Origin of the sequence: Streptomyces sp. NPDC005784 (assembly GCF_042871525.1) — a bacterium.
In the GTDB taxonomy this organism is placed as follows: Bacteria; Actinomycetota; Actinomycetes; order Streptomycetales; family Streptomycetaceae; genus Streptomyces.
Window position 1 is genome coordinate 1 of the sequence record NZ_JBIAIQ010000096.1, and the last position, 5,100, is coordinate 5,100.

2 protein-coding genes and 1 pseudogene are annotated in these 5,100 nt (G+C 68.4%); 2 read left to right on the plus strand and 1 reads right to left on the minus strand.

Features of this window, described 5'->3' with window-relative positions; genetic code table 11:
- Positions 1 to 247 precede the first annotated feature (247 nt).
- Positions 248 to 1,852, plus strand: a complete 1,605-nt coding sequence (locus tag ACFYR3_RS45480; RefSeq protein WP_389288296.1) for a phospholipase D family protein — start codon at positions 248 to 250, stop codon at positions 1,850 to 1,852.
- Between the two features lie 108 nt (positions 1,853 to 1,960).
- Here the strand turns inward: ACFYR3_RS45480 and ACFYR3_RS45485 are convergent.
- Positions 1,961 to 2,594, minus strand: a pseudogene (locus ACFYR3_RS45485) (transposase); the annotation flags it as partial.
- A gap of 268 nt (positions 2,595 to 2,862) precedes the next feature.
- Between ACFYR3_RS45485 and ACFYR3_RS45490 the strand changes: the two are divergent.
- Entirely contained in the window at positions 2,863 to 4,548 is a 1,686-nt protein-coding gene (locus ACFYR3_RS45490; RefSeq protein WP_355858326.1) for a ribonuclease J, read from the plus strand.
- Positions 4,549 to 5,100: the final 552 nt, after the last annotated feature.

Genomic DNA, 5,100 nt, shown 5'->3' on the forward strand with positions numbered 1-5,100 from the left:
TCAGGCCCGCCTCGGCCTCGGCACCGCCCCGCTGTCTCCACTGAAGCACTGACCGAAGCAACTGTCAGCATCCACTGAAGATCACCAACAGAGTCATCCCGTTGCGTTACGGGTCTGGGTCGGGTGGGTCCGCTGGTTGCTGGGTCTTCGCAGGGCTGGCGGAGCAGGAATCGCGTGGTCACGCGCTCATGGGGTAACGGATCTATCAGGAGCTCCCGGAAGGGCCGTCGACTGGAAGGACTGTCACGTGGAACGCGCCGACTGGCTGCTCACCTCCGCTCAGCGGGGGAATCCGGCGTCGCGGGTGGACCGCCGTCATGCCGACGGTGCGGCGTGGTCCACGGGCAACGACGTCCGCCCCCTGGTGCACGGGGCGGTGTACTTCGCCGAGCTGCTCGCGGCCGTGCGGGCGCAGCGGGCCGGCGACATGTTGATGTTCACGGACTGGCGGGGTGACCCTGACGAGCTGCTGGACGGTCCGGAGAGCGCTATCGGCGATGTGTTGTGCGACGCCGCACGCCGCGGTGTCGTCGTCAAGGGGCTGGTGTGGCGCTCGCACCTGGATCGGTTCCAGTTCAGCGAACAGGAGAACTACCACCTGGGGGAGGAGATCGAGGAGGCGGGAGGCGAGTGCCTGCTCGACATGCGGGTGCGGCCGGGCGGCTCGCACCATCAAAAGTTCGTGGTGCTGCGCCACCCGGGTCGGCCCGAGCGAGACGTCGCCTTCGTCGGCGGGATCGATCTGTGCCACAGCCGTCGGGACGACGCCACTCATCAGGGTGACCCGCTGGCGCAACCCATCGCCGACGCCTACGGTTCCCGTCCGCCCTGGCACGACATCCAGCTGGCGGTGCGCGGGCCCGCCGTCGGCGATGTCGAGGCCACGTTCCGTGAGCGGTGGACGGACCCGGCTCCGCTCAGTCGCAGCCCGCGCAGCCGGCTGCGGGCGGCACTCCGGGACGAGGACACGCGGGCGGATCCGCTCCCGGTACAGCAACCCGACCCGGGCCCCCACGGTTCCCACACGGTCCAGATCCTGCGCACCTACCCGAACCGCCTCAAGGGCTATCCGTTCGCTCCCGACGGTGAACGCAGCATCGCCCGCGCCTACACGAAGTCCCTGCGGCGGGCACGCCGGCTGATCTACCTAGAGGACCAGTACTTGTGGTCGGAGAGTGCCCTCCAGCCATTCGCCCAGGCTCTCGCGGATCATCCGGGCCTGCGGATGATCGCCGTCCTGCCGCCACTGCCGGACCAGGAAGGGCGGATCAGCACACCGATGAACCTGCTGGGCCGGATCCACGCCCTGGAAGTCCTGCGACGGGCCGGCGGCGACCGGGTGGCCGTCTACAGCCTGGAGAATCACGCCGGGACACCCGTGTACGTCCATGCCAAGGTCTGTGTCATCGACGATGTCTGGGCCTCGGTCGGTTCCGACAACGTCAACCGGCGCTCCTGGACGCACGATTCGGAACTCAGCTGCGCTGTCATCGACGAGACCCGTGACTCCCGTGAACCGATGGACCCCGGCGGCCTGGGTGACGGCGCCCGCGTCTTCGCGCGCGAGCTGCGGTTGTCGTTGAATCTCGAACACCTTGACCGCGACGGGGACGGGGAAGCGGCTGCACTCTGCGACCCGGGCCGCGCCTTTGCGGCCTACGCCGACTCGGCCGCCGCTCTGGACGCGTGGCACGACGACGGCCGCCACGGTCCGCGACCGTCGGGACGGCTGCGCACCTACCACCCGCCGCGCGTGTCCCGCATCACGCGCGCCCTGACCGACCCGCTCTACCGGGTCATCGCCGATCCCGACGGCCGACCGCGCTCCCTGCGTCGGCACGGTGCCTACTGACGGTGTCCCGGACGGGTGAGGTGACCCCAATGCCGCGAGGGCAAGTCCACGTTCTTGCTGGTACTGCCGTTCGAACTCGGCAGGTGAAAGGTAGTTGAGAGGGCGTTTTCATCCTGTTGTTTCTCTCCGTATTGCCTGGTTGGGGTTGGTTCGGGTGCGGCGTCCGCCCGGGGTGGATTCCGCGGTCAGGCGTCGTGTCATGAGGTTGATCATCGCGAGGTGGACCATGGCTTCGGAGCGATGCGGCTTGGCCTCGTAGTCGCGTGCCAGTCGGCGGTGGTTCATCAACCAGCCCAGGGTGCGTTCGACCGTCCAGCGGCCGGGTAGGGCGGTGAAACCCCTGGTGGCGGGGTCGCGGCGGACGATGTGCATGTCGATGCCGAGGGTGGCGGCGTGTTCGACGAGGTGCTGGCGGTAGCCGCCGTCGACCCAGGTCTTGCGGATGGTGGGATGCTCGGCGGCGACCTTTTCGATGAGGGCCGGGCCGGCGATGGAGTCCTGCACGCTCGCGGCTGTGACCAGGACTCCTAGGAGGAGTCCGACGGTGTCGATGACGATGCTCCGCTTCCTCCCGGCGATCTTCTTGCCCGCCTCGATGCCCTGCCCGTGGGCGGGGACATTGGTGGAGGTCTTGATGCTCTGCGAGTCGATGACGCAGGCGGTTTCTTCCTCGCGGCCTTCCTGCCTGCGGACTTGGCGGCGCAGAAGACTTGTTGAGCTGGTCGAGGACGCCTTCACGTTCCGGGAGCCCTGTTTCAGGCACTGACTCCATGCGGCTCTCGGACTCGGACGTCTCGAACCTCTCAGACGTCCGGTTGCCCGCCGACTGGACGGTCGTGGCAGAGGGGCCCGTGGCCAGGGGGCCGTCGACACGCGGCACAGCCGTGCCCGCGCCCCCGCTACAACCTGCTCGCCCCGGCGCACCCGGTGCGGGTGCCCCGCTCCGTCGGGAAGAAGAGATCACACAGGCAATGGATCACGCCGTCCCGCTCTCCGGGTACCGTCAGGGTATGAGTCATCCGCACCCCGAGCTGAAAGCCGCCCCGCCCCTTCCCGAAGGAGGGCTGCGGGTCATCGCCCTGGGCGGCCTGGGTGAGATCGGCCGCAACATGACCGTCTTCGAGCACGCGGGCAAACTGCTCATCGTCGACTGCGGCGTGCTGTTCCCCGAAGAGACCCAGCCCGGCGTGGACGTCATCCTTCCGGACTTCACCTCGATCCGGGACCGGCTGGACGACATCGTGGCCGTGGTCCTCACCCACGGCCACGAGGACCACATCGGCGGCGTGCCGTACCTGCTGCGCGAGCGGTCCGACATTCCCATCGTCGCCTCCAAGCTGACGCTGGCGTTCCTGGAGGCCAAGCTCAAGGAGCACGGCATCCGGCCGCGCACGGTGCGCGTGCGGGAGGGCGACCGGCGCAGCTTCGGGCCCTTCGACTGCGAGTTCGTGGCGGTCAACCACTCCATCCCGGACGGCCTTGCGGTCGCGATCCGCACCGGCGCCGGGATGGTGCTGCACACCGGCGACTTCAAGATGGACCAGTTCCCTCTCGACGACCGCATCACCGATCTGCGTGCCTTCGCCCGCCTCGGCGAGGAGGGCGTGGACCTGTTCCTCACCGACTCCACCAACGCCGAAGTACCCGGCTTCACCACCTCCGAGCGTGAGCTGAACCCGGCGATCGAGCAGGTGCTGCGCACCGCGCCGCGCCGGGTCATCGTCTCCAGCTTCGCCAGCCATGTGCACCGCATCCAACAGGTCCTGGACGCCGCCCACCAGCACGGCCGCAAGGTCGCCTTCGTCGGCCGGTCGATGGTCCGCAACATGGGAATCGCCCGTGACCTGGGCTATCTGAAGGTCCCGTCCGGTCTGGTCGTGAGCACGAAGGAGCTGGAGAAGCTCCCGGACCACAAGATCACTCTGGTGTGCACCGGCTCCCAGGGAGAACCGATGGCCGCGCTGTCACGGATGGCCAACCGCGACCACCAGATCCGTATCGGCAAGGGCGACACCGTCCTGCTCGCCAGCTCCCTCATCCCCGGCAACGAGAGCGCCATCTACCGCGTCATCAACGGGCTTACCCGGTGGGGCGCCCACGTGGTCCACAAGGGCAACGCCAAGGTCCACGTCTCCGGGCACGCCAGCGCCGGCGAACTCGTCTACTGCTACAACATCGTCAAACCCCGCAATGTCATGCCCGTGCACGGCGAATGGCGCCACCTGCGGGCCAACGGCGACCTCGCCATCCGTACCGGTGTCGACCCGGACCGGGTCGTCATCGCCGAGGACGGCGTCGTCGTCGACCTCGTCGACGGCCGCGCGTCCATCACCGGGAAGGTCCCCGCGGGCTACGTCTACGTGGACGGGATGGAGGTCGGCGGCGTCACCGAAGCCTCCCTCAAGGACCGCCGCACGCTTGGGGAAGAGGGTGTAGTCACGGTGGTGGCGATCGTCGACGCCGACACCGGCGCCCTCGCCGAAGCCCCCGACTTCCTGGCCCGCGGCTTCGTCCACGACGACACCACCTTCGAGCCGGTCATCCCCGTCATCGAGAAGACCCTGGCCACCGCCGCCGACGAAGGCATCGGGGACGCGCACCAACTCGAACAGCTCATCGCCCGCGCCGTGGCGAACTGGGCGTTCCGCACCCACCGCCGCAGGCCCCTCATCATCCCCGTCATCATCGACGCTTGAGCCCCGGCAGCACGGCCCCCGGTTCCGGTCCCGGGGGGATCGAGGTCGGGCACGGGAGTCAGCAGCCGCCTCGGGGGGGGGCCGGGGTGGCAACACACTCCATGTGGTGAGTCATCGGAAACATGTCCGAATTCCCCAGTTGGAGAAAACCGCAGGCGAGAGGGCCTTTCCCTGGCACCGGAACGGCCTACCTCGGGCCGGAGCGTCATATGAGCGTCACGGCCGCGCCCCTCTGACGCCGTCATTCGCCCCCATCCCGGCCACTTCAGCTGCCCTCCGCGATCGACGTCCTCCCGAGCTGACCGCCGAGGCGGATGGTCTGCCTACTGAACGCAACGCCGGCCCCATTTGATCACTTACGGAGAGAGCCCTCACAGGGGTCGGCTCCTCTTCCACGGCCCGGATCCGCGTTCACTCCCCCGTCGAATGCACCTTGTCTCGGCGACGTCTGAATTCTGGTTCTGGATCACTTTCAGTGCCGGAGCCACGGAGGGTCACCACGACCGCGATCATGAACGGCCTCGCGCGGTGAGCAGGACTCGCTTGCGGAGC